The sequence below is a fragment of the Pseudomonas sp. GW823-FHT05G12 genome, from assembly GCF_058795575.1.
This window is the reverse complement of sequence record NZ_CM179501.1, coordinates 2,104,846-2,126,456: the sequence shown is the minus strand read 5'-3', so window position 1 is coordinate 2,126,456 and position 21,611 is coordinate 2,104,846. Positions and strand designations below refer to the sequence as shown.

Genomic DNA, 21,611 nt, shown 5'->3' with positions numbered 1-21,611 from the left:
GAGGGGTGCGCAAGGAATTGTAAATATATGACGCCTCTCATCAACGGAAATATCTAAATGCAGAGCAAGGTTATTTCCTTCCAATATACCTGCTATGGAGCCTCAGCTAAGCCAGGGAATATTTACGTACTGGGTTTCACGGGAGCACCTCGCGACATATGGACAGGCTGCTACCTACTGGGAAACGGCAAGCGTACTTATAACCCGAATTTGATGAGGTTCCTCTCGTCCGACAGCCTAAGCCCTTTCAGTAAAGGAGGCATAAACGCCTACGCCTATTGCTCTGCCGACCCAATAAACAGGCTAGATCATTCAGGCCAGAATTGGATCAAGAAACTGTTCAGTCGCCCCGAACCTGCTTATAAGATGACAGAGATAATAGCCGCTCACGACCATCCAGACCTGCAAAAGTACTCGGGGTGGCGTTTCAGCAGCAAGGCAACTGGCTGGGATGTTAAAATGGCGAAAAAGCTACCAAAACGACTGGCAGAAAAGGCTCAGCTTGAGCGCGACATACCAGAAGCAGCACAACTTCGATCGTATAACCTCCTCCCAAAGCTGGTAAAGCGATTACAGTATGTCACCGCTAAGATCGAAGCCACTGACAGCAGGCTTGCAGAACTACAGTCTGGATTGACCCCGCACGAATTAGCTGCTGCTCTTTCACAAAATCAAGGTCTTCCACCACCGCCGTATTCCGAAACTAGCCCAGATAGCTTAGGTCTCCCCAACCCTTTTTTTCGGGCAATGAATACCATACGTTGGGCAGGGAGCTCCCCCCAAGCGACACCAGATTCCCGAGCATATACCAGTAATCAGAATAACGATTCCTGAATACCCATCGACCCGGTTCGCGCCAGCGACGTGGCGCGCAGCATGAACTTCGTCAGCAACATTTCGGCGCTGACGGTGTTCATCATTTCCGGGCAGGTGGACTACATCGCCGGCCTGTGCATGGGCCTATCGGTGAGGGGCGATGAACACTTCTCACTGCAGCTAGGACGGGAAAGCAGGGATATCACAGCCCAGCCGCCGCGCAACATACAGGTCGATCAGGTACCGGGCGATGGACCGCCCGGCCGGCAGCGGCGGCAGGTCGTGGACGCTGAACCACTTGGCGTCCTCTATCTCGTCCGGTTGCATGACAATCTCGCCACCGGCGTACTCGGCATGGAAACCGAGCATCATCGAATGCGGAAACGGCCAGCACTGGCTGCCGACGTACTGAATGTTCTTCACCTCCACCGCCACTTCTTCGCGCACTTCGCGCACCAGGCAGTCTTCGGCCGATTCACCCGGTTCGGCAAAACCTGCCAAGGTGCTGTACACCCCGGTGACGAAGCGCGGCGAACGCGCCAGCAGGATTTCATCGCCGCGGGTCACCAGCACGATCATGCTGGGTGAAATGCGCGGATAGCTGCGCAGGTCGCAGGGTTGGCAATACATCGCCCGCTCCCAGCGAATTTGCGTCATCGCCTGGCCGCAACTGCCGCAGAAGCGATGCTCGCGGGCCCAGGTGCCGATCTGTGCGGCATAGCCCAGCACCTTGTAGGTGTCGAAGTCGCCTTCGAGCATGAACGCACGCAGGCCGCGCCAGCTGCAGCCAGGCACATCAGTGGCGCTGCGCAGTTCCAGCAGGAACACCGGCTGGCCGTCAAAGTGGCCGATGCCATGCTCGCACAGCACGTCGAGGTCCTGGCGCTTTAGCCAGTCGCGGGGGAACAGCGCGCCGTTGGCGTCCACCAGAAACCCTTCAGGGCTGCGGGCCACGGCCAGCCCCCCGGTCATCTGTGGGTCGAGTACTGCAGTAGTCCAGCGTGCTGACATGTCGGGGGTTCCTTTACTGCGCGTCCCCCGGCCCGATCAGTCGGCGAACGTCGGTTTCTGTTTGCTCATGTGCGCCGCCACAGCCACACGCAGGTCTTCGGACTGCAGCATTGCGGCGTTCCAGGTGGCAATGTAGTCCAGGCCATCGTCGATGCGATGGTCACGCATGTAGCTGAGCATTTCCTTGGTGCCGGCCACGGCGATCGGCGATTTTGCGGCAATCTCGCGGGCGATGGCAAAGACGCCGTCCATCAGTGCAGCCTGATCATCATAGACTCGGTTGACCAGGCCGATACGCAGCGCCTCGTCGGCCTCGACATTGCGCCCGGTAAACGCCAGCTCACGCATGATGCCGTCGCCAATGATGCGTGGCAAACGTTGCAATGTGCCGACATCGGCAGCCATGCCCATGTCGATTTCCTTGATCGAGAACTGCGCGTCACTGCTGCAGTAGCGCATGTCGCACGCCGAGATGAGGTCGATGGCGCCGCCGATGCAGTAGCCTTGAACCGCCGCCAGTACCGGCTTGCGGCACGTGTCTACAGCGGTGAACGAGGCCTGCAGCCGCTGGATGGTCTTGCGCAGGAAGCGTGCATTGCGGCCCACGTCCTTGCCCATCTGCCCGGCCAGCGAGGCCAGCATCATCAGGTCGATACCGGCGGAAAAATGCTTGCCAGCGCCACTGATCACCACCGCGCGCACGGCATCGGTGTCATCGATCCACTGGAAGATGTCGACGATTTCCTCCCAGAAGGCCGCATTCATCGCGTTGACCTTCTCTGGGCGATTGATCTGAACATGGGCGATGCTGTCGGTCAGTTCGACCTTGAATGCACTGTACTCGGTCACGGGCGGCACTCCTATGGGTGAAAGGTTCATGACACCGATGGTAACCCAGCCCAATGGCCGTACATGTGCCAAAAACGGGACTGTGCGCCTTGCCTCAGACGCGCTTATCCGGCACCGTGCGCCATCGCTGAATCATAAGGATACATATTCATGTCGCGTTCCCTGACCGGCGCCCTCGCTCACGGTTTCCTGGGCCAGTCGCCGCTTTGGTACAAAGCGGTCATCTGCCTGTTCCTGGTGCTCAATCCGCTCCTGCTGGCAACCATTGGCCCCGCCGCAGCGGGGTGGGCACTGGTAGTCGAATTCATCTTCACCCTGGCCATGGCCCTGAAATGCTACCCGTTGATGCCCGGTGGCTTGTTGCTGATCGAAGCCCTGCTGTTGCAGATGACCACGCCACAGGCGCTGTACGAGGAACTGCAGCACAACTTCCCGGTAATCCTGCTACTGATGTTCATGGTCGCCGGCATCCACTTCATGAAGGAACTGTTGCTATTCCTGTTCTCACGCATTTTGCTCGGGGTGCGTTCCAAGGCCATTCTGGCGCTGCTGTTTTGCGTACTGTCGGCGTTTCTATCCGCGTTTCTCGATGCCCTGACCGTCACGGCGGTGATCATCAGCGCTGCGGTCGGCTTCTACGCGGTGTACCACCGCGTCGCGTCCGGGGCCAATCCGCGCGAGGACAGCGCACTGGAGAGCGACCAGCAAGTCGCTCACCTGCACCGGGAAGACCTCGACCAGTTCCGCGCCTTCCTGCGTAGCCTGCTGATGCATGGCGCTGTGGGTACCGCCCTGGGCGGCGTTTGCACGTTGGTGGGCGAGCCGCAGAACCTGTTGATCGGCCACGAGATGGGGTGGCACTTCGTCGAATTCTTCTTGAAGGTGGCGCCCGTATCGCTGCCAGTGCTGGGTGCTGGCCTGGTGACCTGCGTGCTGCTGGAAAAAGCGCGCCTGTTCGGCTACGGCACGCTGATGCCCGAACCGGTGCGCAGGGTGCTGACCGCCTATGCGGCCGAAGACGATGCGGCGCGCACCCAGGCCCAGCGCATCGCGCTGTGGGTACAAGGGCTCGCTGCACTGATCCTGATCATCTGCCTGGGGCTGCATGTGGCCGAGGTCGGCCTGATCGGCCTGATGGTGATCGTACTGATCACGGCCTTCACCGGCATCACCGACGAGCACCGCCTGGGCCGTGCCTTCCAGGACGCCATGCCGTTCACTTCGCTGTTGGTGGTGTTCTTCGCCGTGGTCGCGGTGATTCATCAGCAGCAGCTTTTCAGCCCATTGATCAACTGGGTGCTGACGCTGCCGGCCGAACAGCAACCGGGCATGCTGTATCTGGCCAACGGCTTGCTGTCGGCGATCAGCGACAATGTGTTCGTTGCCACCATCTACATCACCGAAGTGAAGCAGGCATTTCTCGATGGCAGCATGAGCCGCGAGCATTTCGAAACCCTGGCGGTGGCGATCAACACCGGCACCAACCTGCCAAGCGTGGCGACGCCGAACGGGCAGGCGGCGTTCCTGTTCCTGCTGACCTCGGCCATTGCACCGCTGATCCGGCTGTCGTATGGGCGGATGGTGTGGATGGCGCTGCCCTATACCGTGGTGATGGGCGGGTTGGGATGGTGGGCGGTGACGTACTGGCTGTGAGGCAGGCCTGTGCGGACCTGTGCGGGGCCTTTCGCGGGCAAACCCGCTCCTGCATGGGTTTCGCCGCAGGCAAGATCGTCTACAACTTTTTCCCCGCACAGGCGTCGAAACACAGGTACGCCCCATCCGCTCCAAGGAGGTCACCCATGGCGCTGCGCACAACACTGCTGCTTTCCTGCATGACCCTGGCCCTGCTCGGCTGCGCCGGCAACGATCACCCGGCACCGCCGCGTACCCAGCAGGTGGACCTGCAACGCTATCAGGGTACCTGGTACGAACTGGCACGCCTGCCGATGTTCTTCCAGCGTAACTGCGTGAAGTCCGAGGCGCGCTACGGCTTGCGCGAGGACGGCCGTATCGATGTAACCAATCGCTGCCAGGAAAAGGACGGCCAGTGGAATGAAGCCAAGGGCATCGCCGAGGCTCAGCAACCGGGCAGCACCGACAAGCTGTGGGTGCGCTTCGACAACTGGTTCAGCCGCCTGGCACCGGGCCTGACCAAGGGTGAGTACTGGGTGCTTTACCACGACAAGGACTACCGCGTGGCACTGGTCGGCCACCCCAACCGCGAGTACCTGTGGCTGCTTTCGCGCACGCCAGCGGTCACCGACCAGCAGCGCGAGCAACTGCTGACAATCGCCCGAGAGCAAGGTTATGACACCAGCGAGCTCATCTGGCGGCAGGATAACTAGCGGGCCGTCGACGGCGGGTGGCAATCCGGCTAAGGTGTGCGCCCCGTATCACCTTGGCCGCTTCTGGCCTGAAACAGGAGCCTGAGCATGGACCTGCTGTTCCTCGGCACCTCCGCCGGGGTGCCCACCAAGGCACGCAATGTCAGCGCCACTGCCGTGATCGAAGCCAGTGGCAGCCACTGGTATCTGGTCGATTGCGGCGAAGGCACCCAGCACCGCCTGCTACACAGCCCGCTTTCGATCCGCGACCTGCGCGCGATTTTCATCACCCACGTGCATGGAGACCATTGCTTCGGCCTGCCCGGCCTGCTGGCCAGCGCGGGCATGAGCGGGCGCACCCAGCCGCTGGAAGTGATCCTGCCCGCCGTACTGCACGATTGGGTACGCCAGGGCCTGGTTGCCAGCGACACCTTCCTGCCGTTCGAGCTGCGCCTGTTGCCCTTGGAAGAGCTGATCGCATGGCGCAGCGAGACCCTGCAGGTGACCACCGTGCAACTGTCGCACCGGGTGCCCAGCGTGGGTTTCGTATTCACCGAAATCAACCCTGAGCCACGCCTGGACATCCAGCGCCTGGACGCCGAGGGCATACCGCGTGGTCCGCTGTGGGGCGAGCTGGCCAAGGGGTTGACCGTGACGTTCAATGGGCAACTGCTGAACGGCAACGACTACCTGCGCCCTTCGCGTCCGCCCCAGCGGGTGATCGTGTGCGGGGACAACGACAAACCAGAGCTGCTGGCAGCCGTCGCCAGGGGTGCGGATGTACTGGTGCACGAAGCCACCTTCACCCAGGCGGTGGTCGAACGCACCGGGGGCACGTTCGGCCACAGCACCGCCGCTGAGGTGGCACGCTTTGCCGAGGCCGCTGGCGTGCGCAACCTGGTACTGACGCATTTCAGCGCCCGCTACCAGAACGACCCGCGACGCAGCCCGCACATCGACAACGTGCGCGACGAGGCCCTCGCCCATTACAGCGGGCAGTTGACCCTGGCGCAGGACCTGCAGCGCTATCACCTTGGCCGTAACGGCCTTCTTGAGGCCAGTGCCTAGGCCGCCAGGCGCCCGCTGGCAATTGCCTCCGACGCCGCCAGCATCGCCCGCAACAATACCGCGCAGCCCGCCGCCAGGTCTTCGGGCGTGGCGTTCTCGATCTCGTTATGGCTGATGCCGTTTTCGCACGGCACGAAAATCATCCCCGCCGGCCCCAGCTCGGCCAGGAAGATCGCGTCATGCCCCGCGCCACTGACGATGTCCATGTGCGGCAGGCCCAGCGCCTTGGCCGACTCGCGCACGGCGTCGACACAGCCTTTGTCGAAGTAAAGCGCCGGGAAGTCGGCCGTGGGCACCAACTCATGGCTCAGGCCATGCTTGGCACAGGTCGCCTCGATCACCCCGCGCACATCGGCAATCATCGCATTCAACTGCTCGCCCTCCAGGTGGCGGAAGTCGAGGGTCATGCGCACTTCGCCCGGGATCACGTTACGCGAGCCCGGGTACGCCTGAAGGCAACCCACTGTGCCACAGGCGTGGGGCTGGTGGGCAAGCGCCGTGCGGTTGACCGCCTCTACCACAGCGGCTGCACCCACCAGGGCGTCCTTGCGCAGGTGCATCGGCGTAGGGCCGGCATGGGCTTCAACACCGCGCAGGGTCAGGTCGAACCACTTCTGGCCCAGCGCGCCGAGGACCACGCCGATGGTCTTGGCCTGGTCCTCAAGGATAGGACCCTGCTCGATATGCGCTTCGAAATACGCCCCCACCGGGTGCCCCGACACGGCACGCGGACCGGCGTAGCCAATGGTGTTCAACGCTTCGCCAACGCTGACACCCTGGGCATCGCGCTTGGCCAGGGTGTCTTCCAGGGTGAACTTGCCGGCGAACACCCCAGACCCCATCATGCACGGCGCAAAACGCGAACCTTCTTCGTTGGTCCACACCACCACTTCGAGCGGCGCTTCGGTTTCCACGCCCAGGTCGTTGAGGGTGCGGATCACCTCCAGCCCGGCCATCACCCCGAAGCAGCCATCGAACTTGCCGCCTGTGGGCTGGGTGTCGATATGGCTGCCGGTCATCACCGGCGGCAGCTTGGGGTTACGGCCCGGGCGGCGGGCGAATATGTTGCCGACGGCGTCGATGCTGACCGAGCAACCGGCCGCCTCGCTCCACTGCACGAACAGATCGCGGGCCTGGCGGTCGAGGTCGGTCAAGGCCAGGCGGCAGACACCGCCCTTGGCAGTGGCGCCGAGCCGGGCCAGGTCCATCAGCGACTGCCACAGGCGGGTGCTGTCGACGTGACGGGCGTTGGTCTTCAGGATCTCTTTGACGGGGGTCACGGGCTTCTCCTTCAGGCTTCTTATTGTTTGTACAGGCCTCTTCGAGGCCTCAAGGCAAGGGTTTGACCAGCCGCACCGGGTTGCGTGCCGCCAAACCGCCAAGCACGGCGTACAGTGCACCGCCCAGCAGCGAGCCGGTGAACCAGCCGTAGTCGTAGAACCAGCTGAAACTGCTGTTGCCAATCGCCATTACCGTCAGCCCGACTGGCAAGGCGAAGGCGGCAAAACCGGCCCAGTTCCACGCGGGATACACGTCGTCGCGGTATAGCCCGGCCAGGTCCAGCTTCTGCCGCCGGATCAGGAAGTAGTCCACCACCATGATGCCGGCAATAGGCCCCAACAAGCTGGAATAGCCCAGCAGCCAGTTGGAATACACGCTCTCCAGGCTAAGGTCGGAGACAATCAGGCCCAGCTTCTTCAGCAGTTCATGCCCCATCAGCGCCAGGCCGATAAAGCCGGTCAGCCATACCGCGCGGCTTCGGCCGATCAGGCGTGGGGCAATGTTCTGGAAGTCATTGGTGGGCGACACGATGTTCGCCGCGGTGTTGGTCGACAGCGTGGCGATCACGATCAGCGCCATGGCCAGGGCCACCCAGAACGGGCTTTGAATCTTGCCGATCAGGCTGACCGGGTCGGACACCGTCTCGCCCACCAGCGACGCCGAAGCGGCGGTCAGCACCACACCCAGCGCAGCGAACAGGAACATGGTCAGCGGCAGGCCGAAGATCTGCCCGAGAATCTGATCCTTCTGGCTGCGGGCGTAGCGGCTGAAGTCGGGAATGTTCAGCGACAGTGTGGCCCAGAAACCGACCATGGCCGTCAGCCCGGCGCAGAAGTAACTGACCACGCTCGCCCCTTCCGGGCGCTTGGGCGGCTGTGCCAACAGCTCGGTCATCGACATGTGCGGCAAGGCCCAGAACAGCAGACCGACGCCCACTGCCACCAGCAGCGGTGCCGACAGTGTTTCCAGCCACTTGATCGACTCGGCACCGCGCAGCACCACCCACAGGTTCAGGCACCAGAAGATCATGAAGCCAATCACCTCGCCTGTACCGCCCAGCGCCTTCCAGCCGTCGAACACCGAACCCAGGAACAGGTGAATGGCCAGCCCGCCGAACATGGTCTGGATACCGAACCAACCACAGGCCACCACCGCGCGGATCAGGCACGGTACGTTGGAGCCGAGAATGCCGAACGACGAACGCAGCAGCACCGGAAACGGGATGCCGTACTTGGTACCGGGAAAGGCATTTAGGGTAAGCGGTATCAGCACGATAACGTTGGCCAGCAGGATCGCCAGCAGCGCTTCGCCAACACTGAGGCCGAAGTAGGCGGTGAGGACACCGCCGAGGGTGTAGGTGGGTACGCAGATGGACATCCCCACCCACAGGGCGGTGATGTGCCATTTGTTCCAGGTGCGCTGGTGCACCTTGGTCGGTGCTATGTCGGGGTTGTAGCGCGGGCTGTCGAGGACATCGCTGCCCTCGGACAGCTCGAACAGGCCATCTTGCTCGACCACTTCCGATCTGCTCTGTTGCATAGGCCCTTCTCCAGTTTTTCTTCTATTTTTCGCTCATCAGGCTGATTCGATGACCGGAGTTCGCACGCGGAATTGTGCTTAGAAATCTCGACCAGATTTTCATCTTGTCAAGTTAGTCAAATACCCTGAAAACCCCGTCGCCCATTCGCGCGTTAATTTTTTCCTTTTTTTATCAACAACTTAAAAACCACAAATTTAATGGGAAAATTTTCTTGCTGAATCCAGAATCAGCATCTAGCCTCGAATCTTGTCAGGCCTGACAGGATTGACCGCCCTGCCCGCCCTGCATCCATGACAATGCAAAGAACCGGCCAAGACCGGTCAGCCTGCGAGGAAAACGGCATGTCCCTGTTGATCCGTGGCGCCACCGTGGTTACCCACGAAGAGAGTTACCCCGCCGATGTCCTGTGTGCCGATGGCCTGATCCGTGCCATCGGGCAAAACCTCGAACCGCCCACCGACTGCGAGATCCTCGACGGCAGCGGCCAGTACCTGATGCCCGGCGGCATCGACCCACACACCCACATGCAGTTGCCGTTCATGGGCACGGTGGCCAGTGAGGACTTCTTCAGCGGCACCGCTGCGGGCCTGGCTGGCGGCACCACCTCGATCATCGACTTCGTCATTCCAAACCCGCAGCAGTCATTGCTGGAGGCCTTCCACACCTGGCGTGGCTGGGCCCAGAAAAGCGCCAGCGACTATGGCTTCCACGTCGCCATCACCTGGTGGAGCGAGCAGGTGGCCGAAGAGATGGGCGAGCTGGTGGCCAAGCACGGGGTGAACAGCTTCAAGCATTTCATGGCCTACAAAAATGCGATCATGGCCGCCGACGATACCCTGGTGGCCAGCTTCGAGCGTTGCCTGCAACTGGGCGCGGTGCCCACCGTGCATGCCGAAAACGGCGAGCTGGTGTACCACCTGCAGAAGAAACTGCTCGCCCAGGGCATGACCGGGCCGGAAGCCCACCCGCTGTCGCGCCCCTCGCAGGTTGAAGGCGAAGCGGCCAGCCGCGCCATCCGCATTGCCGAAACCCTCGGCACGCCGTTGTACCTGGTGCACATTTCCAGCCGCGAGGCACTGGATGAAATCGCCTATGCCCGAGGCAAGGGCCAGCCGGTGTATGGCGAGGTGCTGCCCGGCCACCTGCTGCTGGACGACAGTGTCTACCGTGACCCGGACTGGGCCACCGCCGCCGGTTATGTGATGAGCCCGCCGTTCCGCCCACGCGAACACCAGGAGGCGCTGTGGCGCGGCTTGCAATCGGGCAACCTGCACACCACCGCCACCGACCACTGCTGCTTCTGCGCCGAGCAGAAAGCCATGGGCCGCGACGACTTCAGCCGCATCCCCAACGGCACCGCCGGCATCGAAGACCGCATGGCGGTGCTGTGGGATGCCGGGGTCAACAGCGGGCGTTTGTCGATGCACGAATTCGTCGCGCTGACCTCTACCAACACGGCGAAAATCTTCAACCTGTTCCCGCGCAAGGGCGCTATCCGCGTGGGTGCCGATGCCGACCTGGTGCTGTGGGACCCGCAGGGCACCCGCACCATTTCCGCCAAAACCCACCACCAGCAGGTGGACTTCAACATTTTCGAAGGCCGCACCGTGCGCGGCATCCCAAGCCACACCATCAGCCAGGGCAAGGTGCTCTGGGCCGATGGCGACCTGCGCGCCGAGCCGGGCGCGGGGCGCTATGTGGAACGGCCGGCGTACCCGGCGGTGTATGAGGTGCTGGGGCGCCGGGCCGAGCATCAGCGGCCGATGCCTGTTCAGCGCTGAAGTCATTGGGGCTGCTGTGCAGCCCATCGCGACGCAAGGCCGCTCCCACAAGGACCGCCATCGCCTGTGGGAGCGGCCCCAGAATCGACCGCAATACCTGTCGCCTGCACCAAAAAAAATAGAGAGGCTACAACCGTGACCAACGCCCTGAACCATTTGCCGCGCCCACGGGCCGGCGCCGACCAGTTGGCCGAGCGCTTCAGCGACCTGGCCCCACCCCTCACCGCGCGTCAGGCCGCCCTGGAAAGTGCACGCTGCCTGTACTGCTACGACGCCCCCTGCGTCAACGCTTGCCCCAGCGAAATTGACATCCCCTCGTTCATACACCGCATCAGTGACGAAAACCTGCAAGGCGCCGCCGAGCGCATTCTTTCGGCCAACATTCTGGGCGGTAGTTGCGCCCGCGTGTGCCCCACCGAAATCCTCTGCCAGCAAGCCTGCGTGCGCAACAACGCCCAGGAATGCGCGCCGGTGCTGATCGGCCAACTGCAGCGTTACGCCCTGGACAACGCCCAGTTCAGCGCACACCCGTTCAAGCGCTCGGCAGCCACCGGCAAGCGAATCGCCGTGGTGGGCGCCGGCCCGGCAGGGCTGTCCTGCGCCCACCGCCTGGCCATGCACGGGCATGACGTGGTGGTGTTCGAGGCCTGCGACAAAGCCGGTGGCCTCAACGAGTACGGCATCGCCCGCTACAAGCTGGTAGACGACTATGCCCAGCGTGAAGTGGATTTCTTGTTGGGCATTGGCGGTATCGAAGTCCGCCATGGCCAGCGCCTGGGTGGCAACCTCAGCCTGGGCGAACTGCGCGATCAGTACGACGCGGTGTTCCTGGGCCTCGGCCTGAATGCCGTGCGCCAGCTAGGGCTGCCCGACGAGGAAGCCCCCGGTGTGGTCGCCGCCACCGAATACATCCGCGAGCTACGCCAGGCCGATGACCTGAGCCAGCTACCGTTGGCCGACCGCTGCCTGGTGATCGGTGCTGGCAACACGGCCATCGACATGGCCGTGCAGATGAGCCGTCTGGGGGCCCGCGACGTCAACCTGGTGTACCGCCGTGGCCACGCCGACATGGGCGCGACCGGCCACGAGCAGGACATTGCCAAGGCCAACCAGGTACGCCTGCACACCTGGGCCCGCCCTGATGCCGTGCTGCTGGATGAGGCCGGCAAGGTCCGCGGCATGCGCTTTGCCCGCACCGAGCTGGCGGAAGGCCGCCTGCGCGATACCGGCGAAACCTTCGAGCTGGCTGCGGACGCCATTTTCAAGGCCATTGGCCAACGCTTTGACGATGCCAGCCTCGGCGACCCGGTGGCTACGCAACTGGCCCGCGAGGGTGAGCGCATCCGCGTTGACGAAAACCTGCAGACTAGCCTGCCGGGCGTGTACGCAGGCGGCGACTGCACCGCGCTGGGGCAGGACCTTACCGTGCAGGCCGTGCAACACGGCAAGCTGGCCGCCGAAGCCATCCATGCCCAACTCATGCTCAACGTGGAGGCAGCGTAAATGGCCGACTTGTCTATCGTATTTGCCGGCATCAAGGCACCCAACCCCTTCTGGCTGGCCTCCGCACCGCCAACCGACAAGGCCTACAACGTGGTCCGCGCCTTCGAGGCCGGCTGGGGCGGCGTGGTCTGGAAAACCCTGGGCGAAGACCCTGCGGCGGTCAACGTGTCGTCGCGCTACTCGGCCCACTATGGCCCCAACCGTCAGGTACAGGGGATCAACAATATCGAGTTGATCACCGACCGCTCCCTGGAAATCAACCTGCGCGAGATCACCCAGGTGAAGAAGGACTGGCCCGACCGCGCACTGATCGTGTCGCTGATGGTGCCGTGCATAGAGGAATCGTGGAAGTTCATCCTGCCGCTGGTGGAAGCCACGGGGGCCGATGGCATCGAGCTGAACTTCGGTTGCCCGCACGGTATGCCGGAGCGCGGCATGGGGGCGGCCGTCGGCCAGGTGCCGGAATATGTGGAAATGGTCACCCGCTGGTGCAAGACGTACTGCGCGCTGCCGGTGATCGTGAAGCTTACGCCGAACATCACCGATATCCGCCAGTCGGCCCGCGCCGCGCATCGAGGCGGGGCCGATGCCGTGTCGCTGATCAACACCATCAACTCCATCACCAGCGTCGACCTGGACCGCATGGTGGCCCACCCGATTGTCGGAGACCAGAGCACCCATGGCGGTTACTGCGGTTCGGCAGTGAAGCCGATTGCCTTGAACATGGTGGCGGAAATCGCCCGCGACCCGGAAACGCGGGGCTTGCCGATTTGTGGCATTGGCGGCATCGGTAACTGGCGTGACGCCGCCGAGTTCATGGCCCTGGGCAGTGGCGCCGTGCAGGTGTGCACGGCAGCGATGCTGCATGGCTTCCGTATCGTCGAGGACATGCAGGACGGCCTGGCACGCTGGATGGACCAGCATGGGCATGCCACTATCGAAGCGTTCCGCGGGCAGGCGGTGGGGCATACCACCGACTGGAAATACCTGGACATCAACTATAAATCGGTAGCGCACATTGACCAGGAGGCGTGCATTGGTTGCGGGCGCTGCCACATTGCGTGCGAGGACACCTCGCACCAGGCGATTGCAAGCACGCTGAAGGCTGACGGCACGCATGCCTACAGTGTGATCGAAGAGGAATGCGTGGGCTGCAACCTGTGCCAGATCACCTGCCCGGTGGAAAACTGCATCGAAATGGAGGCACAGGACACCGGCAAGCCGTACCTGAACTGGACGCAGGATCCGCGTAACCCGTACCGCGAGGCCAGTTGAAGCAATGGGGGCTGCCATGCAGCCCTTCGCGGGCTTGCCCGCTCCCACAGGACTGCGCCGTTTCTGAGGACAGCGCAGAACCTGTGGGAGCGGGCAAGCCCGCGAATGCCGCGCAGCGGCCTCCATCGCCGGTTCACGGCTCCAGCCCGATCCCCCGCAAGATCACGCTGGTCACCGTCTGCACCGCACTCTCGAACGCCATGTCCGACAGCATCTCGCCGCCGTTTAGCAACTGCACCTGGTAGCCGAAGTCGGCGTAATGCTGGGTCGAGGCCCAGATCATGTACAGCAGCGCCGACGGCTCCACCGGCAGAATGCGCCCCTCTTCCACCCAACAGCGGATCTTGGCCTCTTTCATCTTCGCCCAGGGCACCAGGCTTTCGTCGAGGTTAACCCCCAGCACCGGCGCCCCGTGCAGCATCTCTTCAGCCCAGATTTTCGAGCCCAGCGGCCGCGAGCGCGAATGCCCCATCTTCGCCCGGATGTAGCTGGTCAGCACCACACGCGGATCGTCGAAGTTCTCGAAGCACAGGGCGTCCTGCTTCCACACATCCAGCAGGTCCTGCAGCACCGCGCGGAACAGCTCGTCCTTGGTGCTGAAGTAATAATGCAGGTTGGAGCGTGGCAGCTCAGCCTGCTCGGCAATATCGCCCATGGAGGTGGCGCCGTAGCCCTTCTCGGCAAACACCTTTTCCGCCGCTTGCAGGATTTTTTCGATATTGCGTCGGCGGATTTCGATCTTGTGATTGGCCATCAGGCTTGGGCCGTCCACACCGCCAGCTCATAACCGTCCGGGTCGATGAAATGAAAGCGCCGCCCGCCGGGGAAGGCAAAGGTCGCCCGGCTGATTTTCGCCCCGGCAGCTTCGATCCGTTGCTGCGTGGCCTCCAGGTCGTCAGCGTACAGGATGACCAGCGGCCCGCCCGGGCGCACCGGCTCACCCGTGGTGAAGCCACCCGTCAACCGGCCATCGCTGAACTCGGTGTAGGTCGGCCCGTAGTCGGTGAACGCCCAGCCGAATACACTGCCATAGAAGGCCTTGCTCCGTGAGATGTCGCTGACATTGAACTCGATGTTGTCGATCTGCCGGTCAGTACCGCGAATGCCCATGTATGCTCCGTGCCGAAAGGGTTTGGCCTAGTCTACTCCGGTCAAGGCAGTCGCCCTACTCATTCGCTACCCACAACGCGCCCGGTCGCGCGCCGGGCACTGTGCGCGGTGCAGATTCAGCGCGGTGTTGATGATGCCTATCTGGCTGAAGGCCTGGGGGAAGTTGCCGAGCATGCGCTGGCCGGCCGGGTCGTACTGTTCGGCCAGCAGGCCGAGGTCGTTGCACAGGCCGGTCAGGTGTTGGTACAGCGCTTCGGCTTTGGCCTGGCGCCCCAGCAATACATATACGTCAGCCAGCCAGAACGAACACACCAGGAAGGTGCCCTCTCCCGGCGTCAGGCCGTCGCTGCAGCTGTCACTGTCATAGCGCAGCAGCAGGCCGTTCTTCATCAGACGCTGTTCGATCTGTTCGAGGGTGCGCATGAAGCGTGGGTCATCCGCCGGCAGGAAGCCGGTCAGAGCGATCTGCAACAGGCTGGCGTCCATTTCGGTCGAACCATAGGCCTGGACGAAGAACCGGCCGCTGGGGTCGAGGCCGTGCTCGCACACGTCGCGGTGAATCTCGTCAGCCACCTGGCGATAATGCTGCCCGCGCTCGCGGCCTTCTTCCGTAGTGTCGGCCAGCCCTGCGGCGCGGTCGAAGGCGACCCAGGCCATCACCTTGGAGTGCACGAACTGCTGCCGGCCGCCACGCACTTCCCAGATGCCTTCGTCCGGCTCGCGCCAGATGCGTTCGACATAAGGCAATATCAAGCGCGAAATGGCGGCGCTGCGCGGGTGGCGGGGCAACCCGCCCTTGATCGCCTGGGTCATCGCATCGGCCAGTTCGCCATAGATGTCCAGTTGCCTCTGCGCCGAAGCGGCGTTGCCCACCCGCACCGGCTGAGAATGCTCATAACCGGCGAGCCACGGCAAGGTGTACTCCTGCAGGTCACGCTCGCCAGCCAGGCCATACATGATCTGCATCTGCTCGGGGTTGCCGGCCACCGAGCGCAGCAGCCACTCGCGCCAGGCCTGGGCCTCGTCGAAGTAGCCAAGGTTCATGAAGGCCAGCAGGGTCATGGTCGCGTCGCGCAGCCAGCAGAAGCGGTAGTCCCAGTTGCGCTCGCCGCCCACACGCTCGGGCAGCGACGTGGTGACGGCAGCGACAATACCGCCGGTGGGGGCGTAGGTCATGGCCTTGAGGGTGAGCAGCGACCGACGCACCAGGGCGGTATATGGCCCTACCTGCGGGCAGCGGTCGGCGAAGGCCTGCCATTGCTCACAGGTGTTTGCCAGGGCATGGTCGATGTTGCAGTCAGGCTGCACCGGCAAGTGCGAGGGCTGGTGACGCAGGCTGAAGACCTGGCGCTGGCCCGCGCTGACGCGAAAGCGGCAGCCGGTATGGTGGTCGCGGGCTTGCGGGGGCACGGTGCTGCACAGGATCAGCCGGTCAGGGCCGGCGACGGCGCTGAGGGTCAGTGGGTCCAGTCGTTCCACCCAGGGCACGCTGCGGCCGTAGTCGAAGCGCATGACCAGGTCCATTTCGAAATGGGTTTCGCCAGACAAGCCTTCGACGATGCGCACCACCGAATTGACTTCGCCCAGGGGCATGAAGTCGAGCACCCGGGCACGACCGCTGGCGGTGACCCAAGTGGTTTCCAGCACCAGGGTGTCGCCCAGGTATTGGCGGCTGCTGTGCGTTACCGGGTCGCAAGGGGCCAGGCGCCAGCGGCCATTTTCTTCGTTGCCCAGCAGGGCCGCGAACACCGCGGGGGCGTCGAAGCGTGGCAGGCACAGCCAGTCCAGCGCGCCATCGCGGCTGACCAGCGCCGCACTTCGGCAGTTGCCCAGCAGGGCGTAGTCTTCGATATGGGCAGGCATTAGGTCTCCTTTGTGTGGTTGCCTGTGCTGGCCTCTTCGCAGGTGCCTGAGGGAAATGGAATTCCCTGTAGGAGCGGGCTTGCCCGCGAAAGGGCCGGCACAGGCTTGCAAACCTCTCACCCCAACCGGTGCCACTCCCGCTTGTCGCGGGTCAGCAATTCATTGCCGGCCTCAGGCCCATCTTCGCCAGCCGAGTACTCATGCACTTCGCCGCCCTGGGCCCAGGCATCGAGAAACGGCTGCACCGCTCGCCAACCGTTTTCGATGTTGTCAGCCCGCTGGAACAGGGTCTGGTCACCGGTCAGGCAGTCATAGATCAGCGTCTCGTAGCCAGTGGCCGGGGTCATCTTGAAGAAGTCCTTGTAGGCAAAACCCAACTCGACATTCTCCATCACCAGCTCTGGCCCGGGCCGTTTGGCTTGCAGGTCGAACCACATGCCTTCATTGGGCTGGATCTGGATTTTCAGGTAGTTGGGTTTGGGCCGTTCCAGCTCCGACTCGCGAAACTGCGCATACGGTGCGGGCTTGAAGCAGATGGCAATCTCGGTATCACGCACGCTCATGCGCTTGCCGGTGCGCAGGTAGAACGGCACGCCGGCCCAGCGCCAGTTGTCGATCATCACCTTCAGCGCCACGTAGGTCTCGGTCTGGCTATCCGGCGCGACGTTGGACTCCTGACGGTAGCCTGGCAACGGCTTGCGCCCCTGCTTGCCGGCGCTGTACTGGCCTCGTACGGAATTCTTCAGGGCCATTTTTGCCGACCATGGGCGGATAGCGCCGATTACCTTGGCCTTTTCACCGCGCACCGCATCAGCGCCGAACGCGGCCGGCGGCTCCATGGCCACCATCGCCAGCAACTGGAACAGGTGGTTGGGCACCATGTCGCGCAGGGCGCCGGTGCTGTCATAGAAGGCACCACGGGTCTCGACACCGACGGTTTCCGCTGCGGTGATCTGCACGTGGTCGATGTAGTGATTGTTCCAGAACGATTCGAACAGGCCGTTGGAAAAGCGGCTGACCAGAATATTCTGCACCGTCTCTTTGCCCAGGTAATGGTCGATGCGGTAGATCTGCCGCTCGCCCATCACCTTCAGCAGGCAGGCGTTGAGCGCCTCGGCGCTGGCCAGGTCGGTGCCGAACGGTTTTTCAACCACCACCCGGCGAAAGCCGCCGGCAGACTCGTCCAGCAGGCCGGCCTGCCCCAGGCGCTGCGCCACCTCAGGGAAGAAGCGCGGCGACGTGGCCAGATAGAAAATGGCATTGCCGTGGCGGGTCTTGTCGATGCGCCTGGCCAGGGCCTGGTAGGTGGCCGGATCGAGAAAGTCGCCCGTCTGGTAATCCAGGCGCTTGGCCAGGCGGGCCCATAGCTTCTCGTCCAGGCACTTGGCGCTGCCCTCGCTTCCTTTGTCACGCTCGACCATGAACGCGTGCAGGCGCGCGGCGAAATCCTCGGCGCTGGCCGGGTTATGGTCGACGCCGACGATGCGCAGGTTACGGTCCAGCAAACCGTCACGGCTGAGGTTGTACAGCGCGGGCATCAGCAGGCGCTTGACCAGGTCGCCATTGGCGCCGAACAGGAACAGGGTACAAGGGGGGGCGGCCGCAAGGGTCTGTTTAGTCATTCGCCTTTCTTCTCGACGTGGCCACCGAAGCCCAGGCGCATGGCCGAGAGAATCTTGTCACCGTAGGTGCCCTGTTGCTGGCGCGAACGGAAGCGCGCGAACAGTGCGCTGGACAACACCGGCACCGGCACCGCCTGCTCGACGGCGGCGTCGATGGTCCAGCGGCCTTCGCCACTGTCGGACACCGAGCCACTGAATTGCGACAACTGAGGGTCAGCCACCAGCGCATCGGCGGTGAGGTCGAGCAGCCACGAGGTCACCACGCTGCCGCGTCGCCACACTTCGGCAATTTCGGCAACGTTCAGGTCGAAGCGCTGGTCTTCGGGCAGCTCGTTGCCGCCTTTGCTGCGCAGCAGGTCGAAGCCTTCGGCATAGGCCTGCATCAGGCCGTACTCGATGCCGTTATGCACCATTTTCACGTAGTGCCCGGCGCCGGGTGGGCCGGCATGGATGTAGCCGTGCTCGGCACGCTGGTGCTCGCCGCTGCGGCCATGGGTACGCGGGATGTCGCCCACGCCCGGTGCCAGCGCCTTGAACAGCGGTTCGAGGCGCTCGAACACGTCCTTTTCGCCGCCGATCATCATGCAGTAGCCGCGGTCCAGGCCCCACACGCCGCCGGACGTCCCGACGTCCAGATAATGCAGGCCGCGCTTGGCCAGTTCTGCCGCGCGGCGCATGTCGTCCTTGTAGAAGGTGTTGCCGCCGTCGATGATCGCATCGCCCGGCTCCAGCATTTCGGCCAGCTGGGCGATGGTCTGCTCGGTGGCGTCACCAGCCGGCAGCATCACCCATACCGCGCGCGGCGCTTTCAGCTTTTGTACCAGTGCACCGAGGTCATGCGCGCCCTGGGCGCCTTCGCCCTCCAGGCCGGTGATGGCTTCACGGTTGCGGTCGTGCACCACGGTGCGGTGACCGGCGCGCATCAGGCGCCTTGCGATATTGCCGCCCATACGGCCCAGCCCGATGATTCCCAGTTGCATGAGCCAATGCTCCCTTTTCGAAATGGATGACGACAGTCCAGCTTTTCAGATTAGTCCAGCATGCCGCCCGAGGGTTCAGCGACGAACGGCAAGACCACAATAAACAAAAAAGTTCCCAAGCCCGGTGAAAGAATTCAGAATGCGCCCCGCGTGAAGCGTCTACGCTTTGACTTGTCACCAGCCAAAACCGCGAGGTGTGCTCATGGGTACATTGATGCCTGCAACCCCACCCCAGACCCTCTATGTCTCCGTGCGCCGTGATGAGCTGCGTAAACTGAAGGACGAACGTGACCAGCTGCGTCAGCAGGTCGCCCAGTTGAACCTGCTGTTGGCGCAACAGCGCGCTGGCGATAAAGCGGTCAGCCTCTGATCGATTCCTTTTTCGCCTGTGGGGGCTGCATGGCTCCCACCCGATCCTGAATCCAGTCGCCGTCTTTTAACCCTATCGGGCAACCGAAGCGGCTTTGTGCCCAAAAAGGGCCAGCACTGAAAGCAGAATCCTGCGCCCATACCCACCTCTTCGCAGCCTAAAGCCACGCTTACGCCTACGCACCCAAACGGTGCATTGCGCGTAACGAGCCACAATTTGGCGCAGCTCGAAACCCCTCTGCCCCACACTCGCCCACCTCTTTTCGCAACCCGTCACAAACGCCAACGTTTGCGTCTATTGCGCACATAACAATAGTGACCAGTGGGTCACCTTTTTAGCACTTTCTCTCCTACACTCAGTTTTCGGCCCGCCATTTGCTCAATGGAAGAGTGACCCCAAAAAAGTCGAACTTTCAGGAAACCCGGCAGGTCATGAACATAAGTAGGCCAGACGCATTGGGCTATTCCCGATCCTCGGCCCACACACCCCAACCAGTCCAAGCGCTTTCGGCCGGAATGCTGATCGCGTAGTGCCTGCGCGCACGACCCTGGGGCATGGAACGCACTAAGCAGATTCAAACTAGAGAGAACCAGCACGAAACATCGCCACGGGTGCCAGCACCCGACCAAGCATAGGGACGGAGAGAAGTATGATCAGTGCCGCTGTCGAGCCTCACGTAGACGCTTTCAAACCGGATAACCGCGAGCCGCTCACCCCGGACTTCGCCACGACAGGCAAGGCACCCGGCGCCCAGCGCCAGCAAAACCCGAACATGCGCAAGATTCTGTTCGTGACCTCGGAAATCGCCGACCTGGTGAAAACCGGCGGCCTGGGTGACGTGTCCGCTGCCCTGCCCCGTGCCCTGGCGCACCTGCACGATGTGCGGGTACTTATCCCCGGCTACCGCCAGGTGATGGAAAGCGACAACCCTATACATATCGTGGGTGAACTGGGTGGTCACGCGGCCCTGCCGCCCTGCAAGATCGGGCGCATGGACATGGCCGACGGCCTGGTCATCTATGTGTTGATCTGCCCCGAACTGTACCAGCGCGACGGCACACCCTATGGTGCCAACAATGGTCGCGACTGGCCTGACAACCACATTCGCTTCGCCCGCCTGGGCCTGGCTGCCGCCGAAATCGCTGCGGGCGAAGGCAAGATCCACTGGACGCCGGAAGTGGTGCACGCGCATGACTGGCCCGCCGGTCTGGCCCCGGCCTACATGCACTGGCGCGGCCTGAATACGCCCACACTGTTCACCATCCACAACCTGGCGTACCAAGGTGTGTACAGCCGCGGCTGCAGCCCGGAGCTGGCGATACCCGAACATGCCATGCAGCAAGAAGGCATGGAGTTCTACGGCAAGCTGTCGTTCCTCAAGGCCGGCCTGGCCTACTCCAGCCACATCACCACAGTCAGCGCCACCTATGCCCGGGAAATCACCACCCCGGAATTTGGCTGCGGCCTGGACGGTTTCCTCGCCAGCAAGGCCCAGCAAGGCCTGCTCGGTGGCATCCCCAACGGCATCGACGAAAGCTGGGACTCGGCTACCGACAAGCACCTGCAGCACAACTTCAGCATCAATGACTGGGAGGGCAAAGCGCGTAACACCCAGGAGGTGCGCGAGCTGTTCGGCCTGGACGATTCCGAAGGCCCGCTGTTCGCCGTGGTGTCGCGGCTGGTCTATCAAAAGGGCCTGGACCTGACCCTGGGCGTGGCCGACTACATCGTCGAGCAAGGCGGGCAGATCGCGATCATCGGCCGCGGCGAGCCGGAAGAGGAACAGGCCATGCGCGAGCTGGCGCTGCGCCACCCGGGCCGCATCGGTGTGCGTATCGGCTTCAATGAAACCGATGCCCGGCGCATGTTCGCCGGCAGCGATTTCCTGCTGATGCCATCCCGCTATGAGCCGTGCGGCCTCAGCCAGATGTACGCGCAACGCTTCGGCTCGCTGCCGGTAGCACGCAATACCGGTGGCCTGGCCGACACCATCGAATGCGGCGTAACGGGCTTCCTGTTCAACGAGTCCACCGTCGAGAGCTACCGCGAGGCACTCAGCCGCGCCTTCTATGTTTACGGCAAGAAGGACCTGCTGAACGCCATGCGCTGCCTGTCGATGACCCAGCCGTTCAACTGGTGCCAGGCGGTTGAACCCTATGCCCGCCTGTACGAGGACCTGGTCAAGCAGACACAACTGAGCCATTACTGAGCGGGGGTC

18 protein-coding genes and 1 pseudogene are annotated in these 21,611 nt (G+C 63.0%); 10 read left to right on the top strand and 9 right to left on the bottom strand.

What is annotated here, in order from left to right; translation table 11 throughout:
* Positions 1–57: 57 nt before the first annotated feature.
* Both AC3RCM_RS09565 and AC3RCM_RS09560 read left to right on the top strand, forming a co-directional pair.
* Positions 58–834 carry an RHS repeat-associated core domain-containing protein gene (locus AC3RCM_RS09565; protein WP_155741801.1) on the top strand — a complete coding sequence of 259 codons (777 nt, stop codon included), beginning with the start codon at positions 58–60 and terminating at the stop codon, positions 832–834.
* A 3-nt stretch (positions 835–837) separates the two neighbouring features.
* Positions 838–969: pseudogene (locus tag AC3RCM_RS09560) on the top strand (TSUP family transporter); the annotation flags it as partial.
* A 27-nt stretch (positions 970–996) separates the two neighbouring features.
* Here the strand turns inward: AC3RCM_RS09560 and nudC are convergent.
* Positions 997–1,827, bottom strand: coding sequence for an NAD(+) diphosphatase (gene nudC / locus AC3RCM_RS09555; protein ID WP_104886353.1), 831 nt, complete (start codon positions 1,825–1,827; stop codon positions 997–999).
* A 36-nt stretch (positions 1,828–1,863) separates the two neighbouring features.
* Positions 1,864–2,676: a crotonase/enoyl-CoA hydratase family protein gene (locus AC3RCM_RS09550; RefSeq protein WP_104886354.1), complete on the bottom strand. Its 813-nt coding sequence runs from the start codon at positions 2,674–2,676 to the stop codon at positions 1,864–1,866.
* Between the two features lie 150 nt (positions 2,677–2,826).
* Between AC3RCM_RS09550 and nhaB the strand changes: the two genes are divergently transcribed.
* The 3 genes from nhaB to AC3RCM_RS09535 all read left to right on the top strand — a co-directional run bounded on the left by nhaB (position 2,827) and on the right by AC3RCM_RS09535 (position 6,068).
* Positions 2,827–4,329 carry a sodium/proton antiporter NhaB gene (nhaB, locus tag AC3RCM_RS09545; protein ID WP_104886355.1) on the top strand — a complete coding sequence of 501 codons (1,503 nt, stop codon included), beginning with the start codon at positions 2,827–2,829 and terminating at the stop codon, positions 4,327–4,329.
* Positions 4,330–4,475: 146 nt separating this feature from the next.
* Positions 4,476–5,021 (top strand): lipocalin family protein, encoded by a 546-nt coding sequence (locus AC3RCM_RS09540; protein ID WP_020193701.1) that lies wholly within the window; start codon positions 4,476–4,478, stop codon positions 5,019–5,021.
* Positions 5,022–5,108: 87 nt separating this feature from the next.
* Positions 5,109–6,068 carry a ribonuclease Z gene (locus AC3RCM_RS09535; protein WP_104886357.1) on the top strand — a complete coding sequence of 320 codons (960 nt, stop codon included), beginning with the start codon at positions 5,109–5,111 and terminating at the stop codon, positions 6,066–6,068.
* On the opposite strand, the gene AC3RCM_RS09530 is transcribed toward AC3RCM_RS09535, so the two are convergent.
* Together AC3RCM_RS09530 and AC3RCM_RS09525 are read right to left on the bottom strand one after the other, a co-directional pair.
* A complete protein-coding gene (locus AC3RCM_RS09530) occupies positions 6,065–7,348 on the bottom strand; it encodes a Zn-dependent hydrolase (protein ID WP_064491938.1) in 1,284 nt (427 codons plus the stop codon). The genes AC3RCM_RS09535 and AC3RCM_RS09530 overlap by 4 nt on opposite strands.
* A gap of 49 nt (positions 7,349–7,397) precedes the next feature.
* On the bottom strand, positions 7,398–8,888 hold the full coding sequence (locus AC3RCM_RS09525; protein ID WP_064491939.1) for an NCS1 family nucleobase:cation symporter-1: 1,491 nt from the start codon (positions 8,886–8,888) through the stop codon (positions 7,398–7,400).
* Positions 8,889–9,230: 342 nt separating this feature from the next.
* On the opposite strand from AC3RCM_RS09525, the gene hydA reads away from it, so the two are divergent.
* From hydA to preA, 3 genes are all read left to right on the top strand, one after another.
* Positions 9,231–10,670: a dihydropyrimidinase gene (hydA, locus tag AC3RCM_RS09520; protein ID WP_014590358.1), complete on the top strand. Its 1,440-nt coding sequence runs from the start codon at positions 9,231–9,233 to the stop codon at positions 10,668–10,670.
* Positions 10,671–10,805: 135 nt separating this feature from the next.
* Complete coding sequence (locus AC3RCM_RS09515) at positions 10,806–12,173, top strand: NAD(P)-dependent oxidoreductase (protein WP_492629539.1); 1,368 nt, start codon at positions 10,806–10,808, stop codon at positions 12,171–12,173.
* On the top strand, positions 12,174–13,448 hold the full coding sequence (gene preA, locus AC3RCM_RS09510) for an NAD-dependent dihydropyrimidine dehydrogenase subunit PreA (protein ID WP_064491940.1): 1,275 nt from the start codon (positions 12,174–12,176) through the stop codon (positions 13,446–13,448).
* Between the two features lie 133 nt (positions 13,449–13,581).
* Here preA and AC3RCM_RS09505 read toward each other — a convergent pair whose 3' ends face one another.
* The 5 genes from AC3RCM_RS09505 to gnd all read right to left on the bottom strand — a co-directional run bounded on the left by AC3RCM_RS09505 (position 13,582) and on the right by gnd (position 19,023).
* Positions 13,582–14,202, bottom strand: a complete 621-nt coding sequence (locus AC3RCM_RS09505) for a TetR/AcrR family transcriptional regulator (protein ID WP_028697673.1) — start codon at positions 14,200–14,202, stop codon at positions 13,582–13,584.
* Positions 14,202–14,558, bottom strand: coding sequence for a VOC family protein (locus AC3RCM_RS09500; RefSeq protein ID WP_003251273.1), 357 nt, complete (start codon positions 14,556–14,558; stop codon positions 14,202–14,204). Before AC3RCM_RS09500 ends, AC3RCM_RS09505 begins: the two co-directional genes overlap by 1 nt.
* Before the next feature lie 66 nt (positions 14,559–14,624).
* Complete coding sequence (locus AC3RCM_RS09495) at positions 14,625–16,421, bottom strand: glycoside hydrolase family 15 protein (protein ID WP_336085149.1); 1,797 nt, start codon at positions 16,419–16,421, stop codon at positions 14,625–14,627.
* 116 nt (positions 16,422–16,537) lie between these two features.
* The gene (zwf, locus tag AC3RCM_RS09490; RefSeq protein WP_064491942.1) at positions 16,538–18,043 is read right to left on the bottom strand and encodes a glucose-6-phosphate dehydrogenase; all 1,506 of its coding nucleotides are present in this window, start codon (positions 18,041–18,043) and stop codon (positions 16,538–16,540) included.
* Positions 18,040–19,023, bottom strand: a complete 984-nt coding sequence (gene gnd / locus AC3RCM_RS09485; RefSeq protein WP_064491943.1) for a phosphogluconate dehydrogenase (NAD(+)-dependent, decarboxylating) — start codon at positions 19,021–19,023, stop codon at positions 18,040–18,042. Before gnd ends, zwf begins: the two co-directional genes overlap by 4 nt.
* A 202-nt stretch (positions 19,024–19,225) precedes the next feature.
* Here gnd and AC3RCM_RS09480 point away from each other — a divergent pair, with 202 nt between their 5' ends.
* Positions 19,226–19,393 carry a DUF6026 family protein gene (locus tag AC3RCM_RS09480; RefSeq protein WP_003251280.1) on the top strand — a complete coding sequence of 56 codons (168 nt, stop codon included), beginning with the start codon at positions 19,226–19,228 and terminating at the stop codon, positions 19,391–19,393.
* A gap of 649 nt (positions 19,394–20,042) precedes the next feature.
* Positions 20,043–21,602: a glycogen synthase GlgA gene (gene glgA / locus AC3RCM_RS09475; RefSeq protein WP_012051800.1), complete on the top strand. Its 1,560-nt coding sequence runs from the start codon at positions 20,043–20,045 to the stop codon at positions 21,600–21,602.
* Positions 21,603–21,611: the final 9 nt, after the last annotated feature.

Bases quoted from the DNA above. Each gene is read 5' to 3' on its own strand.
- AC3RCM_RS09535 (WP_104886357.1), top strand. From the start codon at position 5,109: ATGGACCTGCTGTTCCTCGGCACCTCCGCCGGGGTGCCCACCAAGGCA.
- AC3RCM_RS09480 (WP_003251280.1), top strand. From the start codon at position 19,226: ATGGGTACATTGATGCCTGCAACCCCACCCCAGACCCTCTATGTCTCC.
- AC3RCM_RS09525 (WP_064491939.1), bottom strand. From the start codon at position 8,888: ATGCAACAGAGCAGATCGGAAGTGGTCGAGCAAGATGGCCTGTTCGAG.
- hydA (WP_014590358.1), top strand. From the start codon at position 9,231: ATGTCCCTGTTGATCCGTGGCGCCACCGTGGTTACCCACGAAGAGAGT.
- glgA (WP_012051800.1), top strand. From the start codon at position 20,043: ATGATCAGTGCCGCTGTCGAGCCTCACGTAGACGCTTTCAAACCGGAT.
- nudC (WP_104886353.1), bottom strand. From the start codon at position 1,827: ATGTCAGCACGCTGGACTACTGCAGTACTCGACCCACAGATGACCGGG.
- AC3RCM_RS09505 (WP_028697673.1), bottom strand. From the start codon at position 14,202: ATGGCCAATCACAAGATCGAAATCCGCCGACGCAATATCGAAAAAATC.
- AC3RCM_RS09540 (WP_020193701.1), top strand. From the start codon at position 4,476: ATGGCGCTGCGCACAACACTGCTGCTTTCCTGCATGACCCTGGCCCTG.
- AC3RCM_RS09565 (WP_155741801.1), top strand. From the start codon at position 58: ATGCAGAGCAAGGTTATTTCCTTCCAATATACCTGCTATGGAGCCTCA.
- preA (WP_064491940.1), top strand. From the start codon at position 12,174: ATGGCCGACTTGTCTATCGTATTTGCCGGCATCAAGGCACCCAACCCC.
- AC3RCM_RS09500 (WP_003251273.1), bottom strand. From the start codon at position 14,558: ATGGGCATTCGCGGTACTGACCGGCAGATCGACAACATCGAGTTCAAT.
- AC3RCM_RS09495 (WP_336085149.1), bottom strand. From the start codon at position 16,421: ATGCCTGCCCATATCGAAGACTACGCCCTGCTGGGCAACTGCCGAAGT.
- zwf (WP_064491942.1), bottom strand. From the start codon at position 18,043: ATGACTAAACAGACCCTTGCGGCCGCCCCCCCTTGTACCCTGTTCCTG.
- nhaB (WP_104886355.1), top strand. From the start codon at position 2,827: ATGTCGCGTTCCCTGACCGGCGCCCTCGCTCACGGTTTCCTGGGCCAG.
- gnd (WP_064491943.1), bottom strand. From the start codon at position 19,023: ATGCAACTGGGAATCATCGGGCTGGGCCGTATGGGCGGCAATATCGCA.